The following is a 15,186-nucleotide window of genomic DNA, read 5'->3' as shown; positions in this document are numbered from 1 at the left end:
CGCAGCCCCCCGGCCCCCCGATTACGCTGCGGAGCATGACACCAGCCGCCGCCCCCACCCCCGCCTACCGGCGACTCAGCGTCGAGGAGCGCCGCAGCCAGTTGCTCACCGCCGCACTGGGCCTCTTCGCGCACCGCGCGCCGGAGGAGGTCTCCCTCGACGACGTGGCCGAGGCGGCCGGCGTCTCCCGACCCCTGGTGTACCGGTACTTCCCCGGCGGCAAGCAGCAGCTCTACGAGGCCGCGCTCCGCTCCGCCGCCGACGAGCTCCAGCACTGCTTCGACGAACCCCGCGAGGGCCCCCTGCTCCCCCGCCTGTCCCGCGCCCTCGACCGCTACCTCGCCTTCGTCGACGAGCACGACGCCGGCTTCAGCGCCCTCCTCCAGGGCGGCAGCGTCGTGGAGACCTCGCGGACCACCGCCATCGTCGACGGCGTCCGCCGCGTCGCGGCCGAGCACATCCTCAGCCACCTGGGCGTCACCGACCCCGGCCCCCGCCTGCGCATGACCATCCGCATGTGGATCACGGCCGTCGAGGCGTCGTCGCTGATCTGGCTGGACGAGGACAAGGCCCCCCCGGCACCGGAGCTCCGCGACTGGCTGGTCGAGCAGTTCGTGGCCATGCTGACGGTGACGGCCCGCCGCGACCCGCAGACGGACGCCCTGGTCCTGGCCCTCGCCGAGGATGTCTGACACTGATCCCGTGAAGAGCGAAGACACCCCCTTCGAGGGCGGCCCCATGGACGGCAGGGTCCTGCCCGTCCTGCTCGGCATCACCGGCCACCCGCCCAAGACGTACCGCATCCCCGTCCCGGACCCGGACGGCGGACCGCCCACCGTGCTGGTCTACCGGCGCGTGCCCCGCGGACCGGGCAGGGTCGGCCTGACCAACCGCTGGAAGTACGCCTACGACCCGGAGGGCGCCCCGGCGCGCCGGCTGAACTGGCCGTGGTCGAAGCCAGACGCCACGCCGCCCGGCAAGCGGGACGACGCCGACGGGTGACGTCGTTGCGCCGAACCGCGCACACTCACCGCGCGCACCCCGCGCACACGCCTGATCCTCACGGTGTCCGGCGGCACAGGGCCGCCCCCGCACCGGAGGTGACGGCATGTCAGGAACCCTTGCGCGACTGGTCTGCGTCGCGGCGGCGGCCGCCGGCACGGCCCTCACGCCCCTGCCCGCCGCGGCCGCGCCCGAGCCGGACGCGGAACAGCCCTCCGTCGCACGGCTCCTGACCGACCTTCAGCGGCTGTACCGCCAGGCCGAGCGGGCCACCGAGGCGTACAACGCGACCGAGGAGAAGCTGAGGAGGCAGCGCGCCGAGACCGACCGGCTGGAGCGCGCGCTCGCCCGGGCCCGGCTCTCCCTGCACGACAGCCGGGGCGCGGCCGGCCGCCTGGCCCGGCAGCAGTACCAGAGCAGCACCGCCCTCTCCCCCTACGTCCGCCTGCTGCTGGCCCGCGACCCGGAGCGCGCGGTGGACCAGGGCCGGGTGATCGGCCGGATCGCACGGGAGCGGGCCGGCACCCTCGGCCGGCTGACCGGCAGCGAGCGCAAGGCCCGGGACCTCGCCCGCAAGGCCCGCAAGGCACTCGACGAGCAGCTCGCCCTCACCGAGCGGCGCAAGAAGGAACGCGACACGGTGCGCGGACGGCTGCACGACGTGGAGGAACTGCTCGCCTCCCTCGACGACGACCAGCTCAGCGCCGTCGCCGAGCTGGAGGAGGACGGCGTGGCGAAGGCGCAGCAGCGGTTCATGGCCTCCGGCGCGCTCGGCGCCCCCGGCAGCACCCACACCGTCCGCAGGCCGACCGCGGCGGGCGGCCGGGCCGTGCGCTACGCCGTACGGCAGCTCGGCAAGCCGTACGAGTGGGGCGCGGAGGGCCCGGAGTCGTTCGACTGCTCGGGCCTGACCTCGCAGGCGTGGGCCGCGGCTGGCATCCCGATCCCGCGCACCAGCCAGGAGCAGTGGAGGCGGCTGGAGCGGATCGGGCTGGACGAGCTGCGCCCGGGCGATCTGGTCGTGTACTTCGAGGAGGCCACGCACGTGGCGCTGTACCTCGGCGACGGCCAGGTCGTCCAGGCGCCCCGGCCGGGCGCGAAGGTGAAGGTGTCACCGATCGCGGCCAACCCCGTCCTGGGCGCCGTCCGCCCGGACCCGGACGGGAAGCCCCTGCGGCGCTTCGAGCCGCCGGAGCTTCCCGAGGGCGCGACGGACGGGTCGGACGAGGGCTACGAGGGTGACGGGGACTCCCGGGACGACGCGGACTAGGCGGCGCCCGCGCCGGAGGCCTCGACCAGGTAGGCCTGGGTCTTCTCCGGGTCGTAGAAGAAGTTCTCGAAGTCCGCGGGGTTGTTGAAGCCGTTGGCGAAGCGGTCGGCGACCGGCTGGATCTCCCCGGCGGCGCCGATGAGGTTCAGGATGTGCTCGGGCGGCGGCGCGAGCATCGCGTTGGTCCACTTGGTGACGTGCTGGGCGGTGTCCCAGTAGCGGTCGAAGGTGGCCCGCATCCACTCCTCGTCGAACGGCTTGTCGCCGTGCTCGACGATCGAGGCGAGGTAGGCGGCGGCGCACTTGGACGCCGAGTTGGAGCCCTGCCCGGTGATGGGGTCGTTGGCCACGACCACGTCGGCGACGCCGAGCACCAGACCGCCGCTCGGGAGCCGGCCGATGGGGTTGCGGACGGTGGGGGCGTAGCGCCCGGCCAGGGTGCCGCCGGCGTCGGTCAGTTCGACCTTGGTGGCCCGCGCGTACTCCCAGGGGACGTACCGCTCCATGAGTTCCAGGGTCAGGGAGAGGTGCTCCGCGGGGTCCTTGACGCCGGCGAAGACGTCGAGCGGGCCGCCGGGTATGCCCTCCCAGAAGAGGATGTCGGCCCGGCCGGAGGTGGTCAGGCACGGCATGACGAACAGCTCGCCGACGCCCGGCACGAGGTTGCAGCGCACCGCCTCGGTGTCCGGGTGCTCCGGGCGCGGGCCGAGGCCGTGGACGTACGCCACGGCCAGCGCGCGCTGCGGCTCGCTGTACGGGGAGCGCTCCGGGTCGCGGGCGAACATCTGCACCAGTTCGCCCTTGCCGGCGGCGACCAGCACCAGGTCGTAGGTGCGGGAGAAGTAGTCGAGGTCGCCGACGGCCGCGCCGTGGATGACGAGCTGCCCGCCGCGCTGGGCGAAGGTCTCCATCCAGCCGGCCATCTTCACGCGCTGGTCGATCGACTGCGCGTACCCGTCGAGGCGGCCCAGCCAGTCGATGGCGCGGGCGGCGGGGCCCTCGGCCCAGGAGCCGGGGGCGGCGACCGAGACGCCGAGTCCTTCGATCTTCGGGGCCTGGGACTCCCAGAAGTTCAGCTGGAGGTCGCGCTCGTGCTGCAGGGCCGTGTGGAACATGCACTGCGTCGACATGACCCGGCCGGTGCGGATCTCGTCCGCCGTCCGGTTCGACATCAGGGTGACCTCGTACCCCTGCGACTGGAGGCCGAGGGCGATCTGGAGACCGGACTGGCCGGCTCCGACGACGAGTATCTTCCGCATGCGGGCTGTCCTCTACTCGGGGGTTTCGTCCAGCGCGTGGCCGACGAGGGCCAGGAGGGTCTCGATCACGGAGATCCGGCGACGCGCGTCCATGATCATGACAGGTATGTGTTGCGGGATGGTCAAGGCCTCCCGCACATCCTCCGGCTCGAACAGCTCGGCCCCGTCGAAGTGGTTGACCGCGACCACGTACGGCAGCCCGGAGCTCTCGAAGTAGTCCAGGACCGGGAAGCAGTCCTTCAGGCGGCGGGTGTCGGCCAGCACGACCGCGCCGATCGCGCCGCGCACGATGTCGTCCCACATGAACCAGAACCGCTGCTGGCCCGGAGTGCCGAACAGGTAGAGCACCAGGTCGTCGTCGAGCGTGATGCGCCCGAAGTCCATGGCGACGGTGGTGGAGGTCTTGTCCGGCGTGGCGGTGAGGTCGTCGGTGGCCTCGCTCGCCTCGGTCATCAGCGCCTCGGTCTGCAGGGGCGTGATCTCCGAGGCGGAGGTGACGAGGGTGGTCTTGCCCACGCCGAAACCGCCCGCCACCACGATCTTCGTGGCTATGGGGGCCCGGGTGCGGTCCGTCTCCCAGGCGCGCAGGCCCGCGTCGGGCTGGGCGAGCGGGGAGGAAGCAGCGACGCCGTGAGCGGCGTCAGAGACGACGGAGTCCACTCAGCACCCTTTCCAGCAGAGCGCGGTCCGGGCGGCCCGTGCCGTGGCCGGTCCCCGTTCCGTACACACGGATCTTTCCCTGGTCCGCGAGATCGCTGAGGAGCACGCGGACCACGCCGAGCGGCATCTTCAGCAGCGCGGCGATCTCGGCCACCGTACGCATCCGGCGGCACAGTTCGACGATGGCCCGCAGCTCCGGCATCACGCGGCTGGAGAGGTTGCCGTTCGTCAGTTCCTTGCGCTCCTCCGGGGCGTCCAGCGCCGCCGTGCTGGCCACGAACGTCTCCACGAGGAGGACGTGGCCGAAGCGGGTCCGGCCGCCGGTGAGCGAGTAGGGGCGGACCCGGGCGGGTTTGCGGTCACCGCCGCGGACCGGGAGGTGCTGCTTGGGCTTGCTGCTCATCGGGCACTCCCCGTCGTCTGGGACTCCTCCAGGGATTTGCGGAGCTCGCTGCGGAGTTCGGGCGTCAGCACGTGACCGGCCCGGCCGACGAACAGGGCCATGTGGTAGGCCACGACGCTCATGTCGCAGTCCGCCGAGCCGTGCACGCCGAGCAGCGAGCCGTCGCTGATCGACATCACGAACAGGCTGCCCTCCTCCATGGCGATCATGGTGTGCTTGACCCCGCCGTAGTCCATCAGCTTGGCGGCGCCGATGGTGAGGCTGCCGATGCCGGAGACGATGGTGGCGAGGTCGGCGGCGGAGCCGCGCGGGCCGGCGGAGCGGCCCTCGCGGGTCTGCCGGGCCTCGCGGGCCTCCTTGTTGCGGTCCGCGTCGGAGGACAGCAGGAGCAGTCCGTCGGAGGAGACGACCGCCACCGAGAGGATGCCGGGCACCTCCTCGACGAGGTTGGTCAGCAGCCAGTGCAGGTTGCGGGCCTCACTGCTCAGTCCGATCAGTCCGAAGGTACTGGGCGCGGTCAACTGCTTGCCTCCTCGACTGTGCCCCCCGTGGCTTCTTCGGAATCAGCTGGTCCAGATGTGCCGGTGGCCGGCCGCCGGTGCGAGGCCGTCTGCTCGGCGATCTCCGCCTCGACCTCGCGGTAGCCGGCCTGGGCGCCCTGGCGGAAGCCGCCGAGGCGGCGGCGCAGGGCTTCGGCGTCGACGGAGCCGCTGCGCTGGCGTGGGGCGGCGGCCGGGGCGGTGATCCTGGGCGTGCGCTTGGGCAGGCCCTTGTCGGTGACGCGTTCGTGTTCGGCGTCGGCCTCCGCCTCGGCTTGCGCTCCGGCGTGTTCGCTCCCGCCCGCACCCCCCGTGCGGGTCTCGTGAGCGTGCGGGGCCGGCTCGTGCGGAGTGGTTCCGCCGTCGTCGGCCGCGCTGTCGTGCTGCGTCGGCTCCGGTTCCTCCTGCGGTACGGGAGCCAGCAGTTCCATGGTGGTCTCGGCCGGTGACTCGGCCGGTGCCGCCGCCTCATCCGCGGGTGCGGTGCCGGCCGCCGGCCCGGCCGGTTCCGGGTGCCCGGCCGGTTCGGAGTCCTCGGCGGCGGTCGCGCCGGCGCCGGCCTCCTGCCGCCGTACGGCCTTCTCGGCCAGGGCGACCAGCGGGTCCTGGCCACTGGTGCGGCCGTGCAGGACGTTGGAGTTGGCCTCCGCGTCGGCGCCGGGCAGGGAGAAGGAGTGGGCGGTGCCGGACGGCGGTCCGGAGGCCGGGACGGCCGCGGGCGGGGCCGCCGCCAGCAGGGTCCGGGGCAGGACGACGACCGCCGCGACCCCGCCCTGCTTCTGCTCGCGCAGCTGGACGCGCACACCGTGGCGGTGCGCGAGGCGGGCGACGACGTACAGGCCGAGGCCGAGGCCGTCCTCGCCCTCCTGGTCGTAGGGCGCCTCCGGGTCGAAGTCGGACAGGCGGGAGTTCAGCCGCTCCAGCCGGTCCTCGGTCATCCCGATGCCCTCGTCCTGGACGGAGAGCATCACCTCACCGTTCTCCAGCAGCCAGCCGGAGATCTCCACGGGCAGGTCGGGCGGGGAGAACGAGGTGGCGTTCTCCATGAGTTCGGCCAGCAGGTGGGAGAGGTCGTCGGCGGCGAACCCGGCGATGTGCGCGTGCGGCGGCAGCGCGGCGATCCGGACCCGTTCGTACCGCTCGATCTCGCTGACCGCAGCGCGCACGACGTCGACCAGCGGCACCGGCCCGGCGGCGTGCTGGACGTGCTCGGTGCCGGCGAGGACCAGGAGGTTCTCGCTGTGCCGGCGCATGACGGTCGCGAAGTGGTCGAGCTTGAACAGCGTGGCGAGCCGGTCCGGGTCCTGCTCGCGCTCCTCCAGGTTCTCGATGACGGCCAGTTGCCGCTCGACCAGCCCGAGGGTGCGCAGGGCGAGGTTGACGAACGTGCCGCCGATGGCCGTGCGCAGCCGCTCCAGCTGGGCCGCGGACTCGGCGAGCTGGCCGCGCAGTTCCTCCCGGGCGTCGGCCATCTTCTGGCGCTGCCCGACGAGGTGCTTGCGGTCGGACTCCAGCGTGGCGATCCGCTCGGTGAGGGCGGCCGCGTGGGCGTGCAGGGCGTTCACGGAGCGGACGACCTGGGCGAACTCGTCGTTGCGGCCGGTGAACTTCACGGGTTCCTCGGCCGCCGGGTCCTCGGCCTCGGCGAGGCGCTTGGAGCCCAGGCGCAGGACGGCGAGCGGGCGGGTGAGGCTGCGGGCCATGCCGGTGGCGACACCGACGGCGAGCAGCATCAGGGCGCCCAGGATCGCGATGCGGATCTCCAGCGCGGTGACGTCGTCGTCGCGCAGGGCCTCCAGGTCCTTGGTGCGGCGGTCGTAGAGGGCGGACTCGACGCCGCGCATCAGGTCGACCCGGGCGGACAGGGCCGCGTCCAGCCGCTTGGTGCTGGTGGACAGCTCGCTGCCGGAGAGCGACGGCTGGTCGGTGAGGGTGGCGAGGTACTTCTCGGCGGAGTTGACCTCGGTGCCGGTCACCGTGCTGTCGAACGAGGTGCGGGCCGCCTTGGGGGCGGTGGCCCGGAAGTCGGCCAGCGCCGCGTCGGAGCGCAGCCGGGCCTGCTGGGCGGCGGCGCTCAGGGCGTCGCGCTGCCGGGCGTCGGCGCCGGTGGACGTGGCGGACTCGGTCGGCAGTCCGGTGACGGGGTCGATGACCGTCTCGGTGCCGCGCGGCACGGTGAGCGCGGCGAGCAGCAGTCCCCGGGCCGCGGCGGCCTGCTGGACGGCGGAGTCCAGCTCGGCCAGCGCGTGGCCGCCGGCGCCCGCGCGGGGCGGCGACTGCTGGGCCAGCTGCTCGGCGAGCCGGTGGAGTTCGGTGATGGCGGCGGAGTACGCCTGGTGCGCTTCGAGAGCACTGCTCTTGCCGGTGAGCGCCGCTCGCCGTACGGCCGCTATGCCGTCGAGGCCCGAGCGGAGCGCGGCGGGCGCGTCGGTGTCGGCGCGCAACTCCTCGACCTGCCGGTCGACGCGTTCGCTGTGCTGCTCGGAGGGCGCCTTGGACTTGGGGCGGCCGGCCGCGATGTAGGCGGTGACGTCGTCGCGCTCGTCGGCGAGGGAGTGCGCGAGGGCGAGGGCGTCCTGCGTCTGCTCCGCGAGCGTCACCAGCTCCTGGGAGTCGTGGAGTTCCGCGGAGGCGGCCAGCACCGAGGGGGTGCCGGCTCCGGCGATGGCCGCGGCGACCACGGCCACCGCGACGATCAGCCGGTTGCGGACGTGTGTGGGGCGGCCCTTGCCGGTGGGGGGTGTCGGCTCAGCGCCCTGAACGGGGGCCGTCTGCTTGCCTGTGCGACGAGGCCGCGTCTTCTGCACCGGTGCTCGCATTCCTGACTCGTGAACCCTTGGGGCCGGATGACGCTCCGTCAACTGGTGCGTACTCCCGGTACACTTCCCGACCCTCCCAGCGCCGGTGGGCAGCGCACGCGCATCACCTGACCCGCCACCCGAAGGAGTGAACCTCGGAGGGGAGTTGAGGGGCAAGTTCCACCGGCTCTTGCAGGAGCCGTGCGCGGCACGCCGGTTGGACGCCGGGAGCGGGCGGTGGCAGTATTCGCCACCGCGTCTTCCCGGACCACATCTTTCCGTCCCAAACCAGGCGTCTGACCTGCGCGGGTACGCCGGTACGGCGACCGTTGCCAGCCTTTTGCGGACCTTGTGAAGGGCTCGTGCAGACTGGCCGGATGCGTACTGAACTCGCCTCGGAGCCCGGAGACGCCGACCGCCCCAACGAGGACTTCGCCGCTGTCGGGCTACCGGCTTCAGGACAGGGCGGTTCGCTCGTCGTCCTGGACGGCGTGACGCCGCCGAAGGCCGGGACGGGGTGTCTGCATTCCGTCCCCTGGTTCACCGCGCGCCTCGGCGGCGCCCTGACCGAACTGACCGTTTCACTCCCGGATGTTCCCCTGGTCGAGGCCTTGTCCCGCGCCATCGCGCGTACCGCCGCGGCACACGCTTCAACCTGTGACCTTTCTCACCCCCGCACCCCTCAGGCCACGGTGGTCGTGGCCCGCTGGGACCCGGACGCGGTGGAGTACCTCGTCCTGTCGGACTCGGCCCTGCTCCTGGAGTCCCCGGACGGCGTGGTGACGCCCGTCCTGGACGACCGGCTGGCCCTGCTGCCCCGGTCGGCGCTGGTCTCGGACGCGGTGGTGGACGCGACGCTGCGGAACCAGGAGGGCGGTTTCTTCACCGCGGCGGCCGATCCCTCGGTGGCGGGGCTGGCCGTGGCCGGAACCCTGCCCCGCCCGGAGGTGCGCGCCCTGGCCGCCCTGACGGACGGGGCGACCCGCTGGGTGGAGCGGTTCGGGGAGGGCGACTGGACGGACTGCTTCCACGTGGTGCGCAAGGAGGGACCGCAGGCGCTGGTGGACCGGGTGCGGACGCTGGAACGGGCGGACTCCGCCGGGGCGTTCCCGGGCCGGAGCAAGCGGCACGACGACGCGACGGTCGTCTACGTCGAGTTCTGAGGGCACCGACCGTCAGAGCCCCCCGCGGAGGGCCGCTACTTCTCCATGCCCCGGTTGAGCTGGTGCAGCAGCCGGGCCAGCTCCGTGACCTCGCTCGTCTCCCAGTCGGCCAGGCGCCCGGCGTATCGGGCGCGGCGGGCCTCGCGGACCCGGCGGACCCGGTCCCGGCCTTCCGGTGTGAGGGCGACCAGCCAGGCGCGGCCGTCGGCCGGGTCGGGCTCGCGGGCGACCAGGCCGAGCTCCTCCAGGGCGCGCAGCTGGCGGGACATCGTCGCCTTGCCGACGCCGATGTAGGCGGCGAGTTCGGTGGCCCGCTGCCGGCCGCTCTCGTCCAGCCGGACCAGCAGGCCGTAGGCGGAGGACTCCAGGTCGGGGTGGACCTCGCGGGCCATCTCGCCCTGGCTGGCCCGGGCCCGCCGCAGCAGCACGGTCAGTTCCCGCTCCAGCGCGAGGAAGGCGGGCCGGTCCACACCGCTTCCGGTCCGGTGTCCGTCGTCGTTGCCGCCCTCGTGCACGTCAGTCCCCGCCTAGGTCGTCGCTACTGGGATTGTCCTCCGGCCGCCGTCGGCGCCGCAGCCCGGCAAGTATTCCCAGGTCAGGGCGTCCGTGTCCACATGCTCCCCACACGGTGAAGGCCCGGGCCCCCACACGGGAACCCGGGCCCACCCAGCCGCGTCCGTCACGCCGCGACCGGAACCTCCGGCGCCGCGCTGTTCGTCGCGGGCGCGAGCGCCAGTTCCAGGACCTGGCGGACGTCGGTGACGGCGTGGACGTCGAGCTTGTCCAGCACCTCCGCCGGGACGTCGTCCAGGTCGGGCTCGTTGCGCTTGGGGATGATCACCGTGGTGACACCGGCCCGGTGCGCGGCGAGCAGCTTCTGCTTCACACCGCCGATCGGCAGGACCCGCCCGGTGAGCGAGACCTCACCGGTCATCGCCACGTCCGTGCGGACCAGCCGGCCGGACAGCAGGGACGCCAGGGCCGTGGTCATCGTGATGCCGGCGCTCGGGCCGTCCTTGGGGACCGCGCCCGCCGGGAAGTGGATGTGCACGCCCCGGTCCTTCAGGTCGCCCACCGGCAGTTCGAGCTCGGCGCCGTGGGAGCGCAGGAAGCTCAGCGCGATCTGCGCGGACTCCTTCATCACGTCGCCCAGCTGACCGGTCAGGGTCAGCCCGGCCGCGCCGGTCTCCGGGTCGGCCAGCGACGCCTCGACGTAGAGGACGTCCCCGCCCGCCCCGGTCACCGCGAGTCCGGTGGCCACGCCCGGCACGGACGTCCGGCGCTCGGCCGGGTCCTGGGCGGACTCGGGTACGTGGTGCGGCCGGCCGATCAGGTCCCGCAGGTGCGCGTCGGTGACGGTGAAGGGCAGCTCCCGCTCGCCCAGTTCGTGCTGGGCCGCGACCTTGCGCAGCAGCCGGGCGATCGACCGCTCCAGGGTGCGCACGCCCGCCTCGCGGGTGTACTCGCCGGCGAGCTTGCGCAGCGCGCCCTCGTCGATGGTCACCTCGTCCTTGTCGAGCCCGGCCCGCTCCAGCTGGCGCGGGAGCAGGTGGTCCCGGGCGATGACGATCTTCTCGTCCTCGGTGTAGCCGTCCAGGCGGACGATCTCCATCCGGTCGGCCAGGGCCTCCGGGATCGCCTCCAGGACGTTGGCGGTGGCGAGGAAGACGACGTCCGAGAGGTCGAGCTCGACCTCCAGGTAGTGGTCGCGGAAGGTGTGGTTCTGCGCCGGGTCGAGCACTTCGAGCAGGGCGGCGGCCGGGTCGCCCCGGAAGTCCGAGCCGACCTTGTCGATCTCGTCGAGCAGGACGACCGGGTTCATCGAACCGGCCTCCTTGACGGCCCGGACGATCCGGCCGGGCAGGGCACCGACGTAGGTGCGCCGGTGGCCGCGGATCTCGGCCTCGTCGCGGACGCCGCCGAGGGCGACGCGGACGAACTTGCGGCCCATCGCGTGGGCGACGGACTCGCCCAGGGAGGTCTTGCCGACGCCGGGCGGCCCGACCAGCGCGAGCACGGCACCGCCGCGCCGCCCGCCGACCACGCCCAGTCCCCGGTCGTTGCGCCGCTTGCGCACCGCCAGGTACTCGGTGATGCGCTCCTTGACGTCCTCCAGACCGGCGTGCTCGGCGTCCAGGACCGCCTTGGCGCCCTGGATGTCGTAGGCGTCCTCGGTGCGCTCGTTCCACGGCATCTCCAGCACCGTGTCGAGCCAGGTGCGGATCCAGGAGCCCTCGGGCGACTGGTCGGAGGAGCGCTCCAGCTTGTCGACCTCCTTCAGGGCGGCCTCGCGGACCTTCTCGGGCAGGTCGGCGGCCTCCACGCGGGCGCGGTAGTCGTCGGACTCCTCGCCCTCCTGCTCGCCGTTGAGCTCGCGCAGCTCCTTGCGGACGGCTTCGAGCTGACGCCGCAGCAGGAACTCGCGCTGCTGCTTGTCGACGCCCTCCTGGACGTCCTTGGCGATGGTCTCGGCCACGTCCTGCTCGGCGAGGTGGTCGCGCAGCTGCTGCGTGGCGAGCTTGAGCCGGGCCACCGGGTCGGTGGTCTCCAGCAGTTCGACCTTCTGGTCGGTGGTCAGGAACGGCGAGTAGCCGGAGTTGTCGGCCAGCGCCGAGACGTCGTCGATGGCCTGGACCCGGTCGACGACCTGCCAGGCGCCGCGCTTGCGCAGCCAGGCGGTGGCGAGGGCCTTGTACTCCTTGACCAGTTCGGCGACCTGGCCGGGCAGCGGATCCGGCACGGTCTCGTCGACGCTGGTGCCCTCGACCCACAGGGCCGCGCCGGGGCCCGTGGTCCCCGCACCGATCCTCACCCGCCCCCGGCCGCGGATCAGCGCGCCCGGGTCGCCGTCGGCCAGCCGGCCGACCTGCTCGACGGTGCCGAGGACACCGGTGTTCGCGTACGTGCCGTCGATGCGTGGCACCAGGAGTACCCGGGGCTTTCCGGGCGTTGTGCGGGCAGCGGCCTGTGCGGCCTCCACCGCGGCACGGACCTCGGAGTCGCTCAGGTCCAGCGGGACCACCATCCCGGGCAGCACGACTTCGCCGTCGAGCGGCAGCACGGGCAGGGTGAGCGGTGTGGACGTCGAAGCCATGATCTCCCCTTCGGCAGTCAAGTTGAGCTATGCCGACTCAATGCTCGGGGGCGGCCGGTTGTTCCCCGACCCGTGTTCGCTGTCAGCGATCACCGGTGACGCGCTGGGGAAGGGGCCGCATAGGGTCAACCCAGTAATAGGCGATGGCCGAGTTCGTGAATTACAGGAGCGGCGTGGACGAGACCGTGCGGGCATGGGTGGACGGGTGGGTCGTGTCGCGCGGGGCGGCTCCGCCCGTGCCCGAGCCGTGGGGCTGGACGATCGACATGGGGCTGTACGGACACGTCACCCGGCACGTGTTCGGCGCGACGGGCGAGGACCTCGACGAGACGACCGTGCGCAAGGTGGCCGGCGCGGTGACCGGGGCCGGCGTGTGGCTGAAGGCCTTCCGCGATCCGTCGGTGGTCGCGGGCTGGCTGGACGACAGCTGGTGGATCGACCCCGAGCCCGGCTGCCTCATGACGGTCCCGCTGACGGCGGACGGCGCTCCGGACGTGCCCGACGGCTACCGGCTGCGCACGTGGTCACGGGGCGGCGTGCTCCGGCTGATGGTGGCCGCCCCGGACGGCTCCCTGGCGGCGCGCGGCCAGATCACCCCCATGGGCGACACCGCCGTCGCCGACCAGATCGAGACGGCCCCGCACCATCGCCGCAAGGGCCTGGGCAGCCTCGTCATGCGGACGCTGCAGTGCGCCGCCGCCCGGCAGGGAGCACGCACCGGCGTCCTGGCCGGCACACCGGCGGGCCGCGGCCTGTACGAGTCACTGGGCTGGGAGGTGAGGGCGGTCCTGACGAGCGCGCGACACGACGGCCCGGCTTCCACGCAGCGCTGAGCGCCCTGCGAGCACGCAGGGCCATGCGCGAGTTCGCCGCGCACAGCAGCGGCGGCGGGCTCGCGAGAGCCCGCGCGACCGCGTCGACGCCTGTCAGCGCCGGGCGGACGCGCCTCGACGTCGGCCGCCGCCCGACGCACCGACCCTGACGCCCGTCGGCCTCCACACCGGCCCCGGCGTCCGTCCGCCGACCCATGGCCCTGGCGCCCGTCGGCTTTGCACACCGGCCTCGGCGTCCGTCGGCCGACCCGTGGCCCTGACGCCCGTCGGCTTGCACACTGGACTCGGCACCCGTCGGCCCCGACGCCCGTAGGCCTCCACACCGGCCTTGGGCGACCGTCGGCCGACCCGCCGACCGTAGCGTCCGCCGGCCTACACGCGGACCTAGGCGTCTGCCCTCCATCGACGACCGCGCGCGTCAACGCCCGTGGCCCGTGAACCCGTCTCGGCGTTCCTCGGCTCTCTCGCCCGCTCCAAGGCCCATCGGCCGACCCACCAACCCTGACGCCCGTCGGCCTCCACACCGGGCCTCGGCGTCCGTCCGCCGACCCGCGGCCCTGGCGCCCTGGCGCCCGTCGGCCTCCACACCGGCCCCCGGGCGCCCGTGGGCCGACCCGCGGCCCGGACGCCCGCCGATCTCCACACCGGCCTCGGCGTCCGTGGGCCGACCCATGGCCTGACGCCCGTCGTTCTCCCCACCGGCACCGGCACCGGCGTCCGTGGGGCCGACCCGCCGACCGTGGCGTCCGCCCGCCTCCACCCCGGCCTAGGTGTCCGCCCCCCCCAACGACCGCGCACGCCTCGACGCCCGTGGCCCGTGAACCCGTCTCGGCGTCCCTCGGCTCCCTCACCCGCTCCAACGCCCATCGGCCGGCGCGCCGGCGCTGACGCCCGTCGACCTCCACACCAGCCCCGGCGTCCGTGGGCCGACCCGCCAACCCTGACGCCCGCCGGCCTTAGGCGTCCGCCCCCCTCAACGACCGGGCACGCCTCAAGGCCCGTGGCCCGTGAACCCGTCTCGGCGTTCCTCGGCTCCCTCACCCGCCTCCAAGGCCGATCGGCCGGCGCGCCGGCACTCGCGGACCTCGGTCATCGCGCATGCCTGACGCCCGTCGGGCACCGCGTCCGCCCCGGCGTCCTCGACGATCAGCCATGTCTCAAGACCCGAGGTCCCGCACCCCAACCTCGCCGTCCCTCGGCCTCCAGCCCGTCGGCGAGCGCGCCCACCTCGTCGGCCCCGCAGCGGCCCACCGCACCACCGCGCGGCCGGCCCCGGCCCGTCGTCACCCCGCGGACGGAGCCCCGCGCATCGTGTGCCAGTGCCGTACCAGCGGCCAGGTCGCGATTCCGATGGTCAGGGCGATCAGGTGCCCCCAGTTCGTCAGCGGATCGGTGAAGGCGAGCAGGTCCTGGAGGATCATTGCGCCGGAGGCGGCCAGCAGCGGCACGCGCAGCCACGGCGGGAGCAGCCCGGCCAGCGCACCGGCGCCCGCGGCGACGCCGAAGCTGACGCCGTAGTCGAGGCGGTGCAAGGAGGAGTCGGGAAGGTGCCCGGCCAGCACCGCGAGGCCCACCGGGACCTCGGTCGCCAGGGTGGCGAGGACGTGCCCGAGCAGGAAGACCCCGGCCGTGCGCAGCCCCCCGATCCGCCGTTCCAGGGCGGTCAGCACCAGCACGAACCCGATCGCGAACGGCGAGGCCACCCCGCCCGCGACCCACAGCGCACTGCCGACCAGCACGAGTTCCGGCGTGCGCACCAGATGGGCCACGTCCGTGCTGGAGCCCTGGAGCAGGGCGTGCACCACGGCGGGGTCGGCGTGCGCGTAGATCAGTGAGGTGGCGCAGAGGAGGACCGCGTACGTGAAGGTGAACGGTGTTCCGGTGGGCGTGGGCAGCAGCCGCCAGGGACGCGGCACCCGGCGCCGGGGCGCCGGCCCGGGACCGGACTTCCGCCGGCCCCGGCTCGCGATGCCGCACGGGCCGCGCTGCCCCGGGGCACCGGCCGGCAGCGGCCCGCCCTCCGACGGCAGCACACCCTCGGGCAGGGTCACAGCCGTCACGCCGGTCGGCGGCCCCGGCGCGACGGCCGGCGCGAGGGGGCCCGTCCCGTCGGGCGGCATGGTGCGTTCCACAGAGGGCGCTCCTTCCCTCGGTCCCGGCCTTCG

The 15,186-nt window shown here is 73.8% G+C and carries 13 protein-coding genes; 5 read left to right on the top strand and 8 right to left on the bottom strand.

The window, feature by feature from the left end; all coding sequences use genetic code 11:
• The first annotated feature begins 35 nt into the window (after nucleotides 1–35).
• From ACIGAN_RS11980 to ACIGAN_RS11970, 3 genes are all read left to right on the top strand, one after another.
• Nucleotides 36–692, top strand: coding sequence for a TetR/AcrR family transcriptional regulator (locus tag ACIGAN_RS11980; protein WP_399856969.1), 657 nt, complete (start codon nucleotides 36–38; stop codon nucleotides 690–692).
• Nucleotides 693–702: 10 nt separating this feature from the next.
• Nucleotides 703–1,002 carry a hypothetical protein gene (locus ACIGAN_RS11975; protein ID WP_365087606.1) on the top strand — a complete coding sequence of 100 codons (300 nt, stop codon included), beginning with the start codon at nucleotides 703–705 and terminating at the stop codon, nucleotides 1,000–1,002.
• A gap of 106 nt (nucleotides 1,003–1,108) precedes the next feature.
• Nucleotides 1,109–2,272, top strand: a complete 1,164-nt coding sequence (locus ACIGAN_RS11970; protein ID WP_399856967.1) for a C40 family peptidase — start codon at nucleotides 1,109–1,111, stop codon at nucleotides 2,270–2,272.
• Here the strand turns inward: ACIGAN_RS11970 and ACIGAN_RS11965 are convergent.
• The 5 genes from ACIGAN_RS11965 to ACIGAN_RS11945 are packed head-to-tail and all read right to left on the bottom strand — an operon-like array spanning nucleotide 2,269 to nucleotide 7,952.
• Nucleotides 2,269–3,531 (bottom strand): styrene monooxygenase/indole monooxygenase family protein, encoded by a 1,263-nt coding sequence (locus ACIGAN_RS11965; protein ID WP_365738724.1) that lies wholly within the window; start codon nucleotides 3,529–3,531, stop codon nucleotides 2,269–2,271. The two genes, ACIGAN_RS11970 and ACIGAN_RS11965, sit on opposite strands and share 4 nt — an antisense overlap.
• A gap of 12 nt (nucleotides 3,532–3,543) precedes the next feature.
• On the bottom strand, nucleotides 3,544–4,191 hold the full coding sequence (locus ACIGAN_RS11960) for a GTP-binding protein (RefSeq protein ID WP_365087609.1): 648 nt from the start codon (nucleotides 4,189–4,191) through the stop codon (nucleotides 3,544–3,546).
• A complete protein-coding gene (locus ACIGAN_RS11955; RefSeq protein WP_309097786.1) occupies nucleotides 4,172–4,594 on the bottom strand; it encodes a DUF742 domain-containing protein in 423 nt (140 codons plus the stop codon). The genes ACIGAN_RS11960 and ACIGAN_RS11955 overlap by 20 nt, the downstream gene beginning before the upstream one ends.
• Nucleotides 4,591–5,115, bottom strand: coding sequence for a roadblock/LC7 domain-containing protein (locus ACIGAN_RS11950; RefSeq protein WP_365087610.1), 525 nt, complete (start codon nucleotides 5,113–5,115; stop codon nucleotides 4,591–4,593). Before ACIGAN_RS11950 ends, ACIGAN_RS11955 begins: the two co-directional genes overlap by 4 nt.
• Nucleotides 5,112–7,952 (bottom strand): nitrate- and nitrite sensing domain-containing protein, encoded by a 2,841-nt coding sequence (locus ACIGAN_RS11945; RefSeq protein ID WP_399856964.1) that lies wholly within the window; start codon nucleotides 7,950–7,952, stop codon nucleotides 5,112–5,114. The genes ACIGAN_RS11950 and ACIGAN_RS11945 overlap by 4 nt, the downstream gene beginning before the upstream one ends.
• Nucleotides 7,953–8,308: 356 nt before the next feature.
• Here ACIGAN_RS11945 and ACIGAN_RS11940 point away from each other — a divergent pair, with 356 nt between their 5' ends.
• Nucleotides 8,309–9,094 carry a protein phosphatase 2C domain-containing protein gene (locus ACIGAN_RS11940; protein WP_365738729.1) on the top strand — a complete coding sequence of 262 codons (786 nt, stop codon included), beginning with the start codon at nucleotides 8,309–8,311 and terminating at the stop codon, nucleotides 9,092–9,094.
• A 35-nt stretch (nucleotides 9,095–9,129) separates the two neighbouring features.
• Here ACIGAN_RS11940 and ACIGAN_RS11935 read toward each other — a convergent pair whose 3' ends face one another.
• Entirely contained in the window at nucleotides 9,130–9,609 is a 480-nt protein-coding gene (locus ACIGAN_RS11935; protein WP_365087613.1) for a MarR family winged helix-turn-helix transcriptional regulator, read from the bottom strand.
• A gap of 164 nt (nucleotides 9,610–9,773) precedes the next feature.
• A complete protein-coding gene (gene lon, locus ACIGAN_RS11930) occupies nucleotides 9,774–12,188 on the bottom strand; it encodes an endopeptidase La (protein WP_365087614.1) in 2,415 nt (804 codons plus the stop codon).
• 173 nt (nucleotides 12,189–12,361) lie between these two features.
• Here lon and ACIGAN_RS11925 point away from each other — a divergent pair, with 173 nt between their 5' ends.
• Nucleotides 12,362–13,021, top strand: coding sequence for a GNAT family N-acetyltransferase (locus ACIGAN_RS11925; protein ID WP_399856961.1), 660 nt, complete (start codon nucleotides 12,362–12,364; stop codon nucleotides 13,019–13,021).
• A 1,283-nt stretch (nucleotides 13,022–14,304) separates the two neighbouring features.
• On the opposite strand, the gene ACIGAN_RS11920 is transcribed toward ACIGAN_RS11925, so the two are convergent.
• Nucleotides 14,305–15,141 (bottom strand): rhomboid-like protein, encoded by an 837-nt coding sequence (locus ACIGAN_RS11920; protein WP_399857228.1) that lies wholly within the window; start codon nucleotides 15,139–15,141, stop codon nucleotides 14,305–14,307.
• Nucleotides 15,142–15,186 lie beyond the last annotated feature (45 nt).

This window comes from Streptomyces sp. NPDC085931, assembly GCF_044540565.1.
In the GTDB taxonomy this organism is placed as follows: domain Bacteria; phylum Actinomycetota; class Actinomycetes; order Streptomycetales; family Streptomycetaceae; genus Streptomyces.
This window is presented reverse-complemented; position numbering and strand designations above follow the sequence as displayed.

Coding starts and splice junctions, on each gene's coding strand:
- ACIGAN_RS11980 (WP_399856969.1), top strand. CDS start 36: ATGACACCAGCCGCCGCCCCCACCCCCGCCTACCGGCGACTCAGCGTC.
- ACIGAN_RS11970 (WP_399856967.1), top strand. CDS start 1,109: ATGTCAGGAACCCTTGCGCGACTGGTCTGCGTCGCGGCGGCGGCCGCC.
- ACIGAN_RS11965 (WP_365738724.1), bottom strand. CDS start 3,531: ATGCGGAAGATACTCGTCGTCGGAGCCGGCCAGTCCGGTCTCCAGATC.
- ACIGAN_RS11955 (WP_309097786.1), bottom strand. CDS start 4,594: ATGAGCAGCAAGCCCAAGCAGCACCTCCCGGTCCGCGGCGGTGACCGC.
- ACIGAN_RS11945 (WP_399856964.1), bottom strand. CDS start 7,952: ATGCGAGCACCGGTGCAGAAGACGCGGCCTCGTCGCACAGGCAAGCAG.
- ACIGAN_RS11940 (WP_365738729.1), top strand. CDS start 8,309: ATGCGTACTGAACTCGCCTCGGAGCCCGGAGACGCCGACCGCCCCAAC.
- lon (WP_365087614.1), bottom strand. CDS start 12,188: ATGGCTTCGACGTCCACACCGCTCACCCTGCCCGTGCTGCCGCTCGAC.
- ACIGAN_RS11920 (WP_399857228.1), bottom strand. CDS start 15,141: ATGCCGCCCGACGGGACGGGCCCCCTCGCGCCGGCCGTCGCGCCGGGG.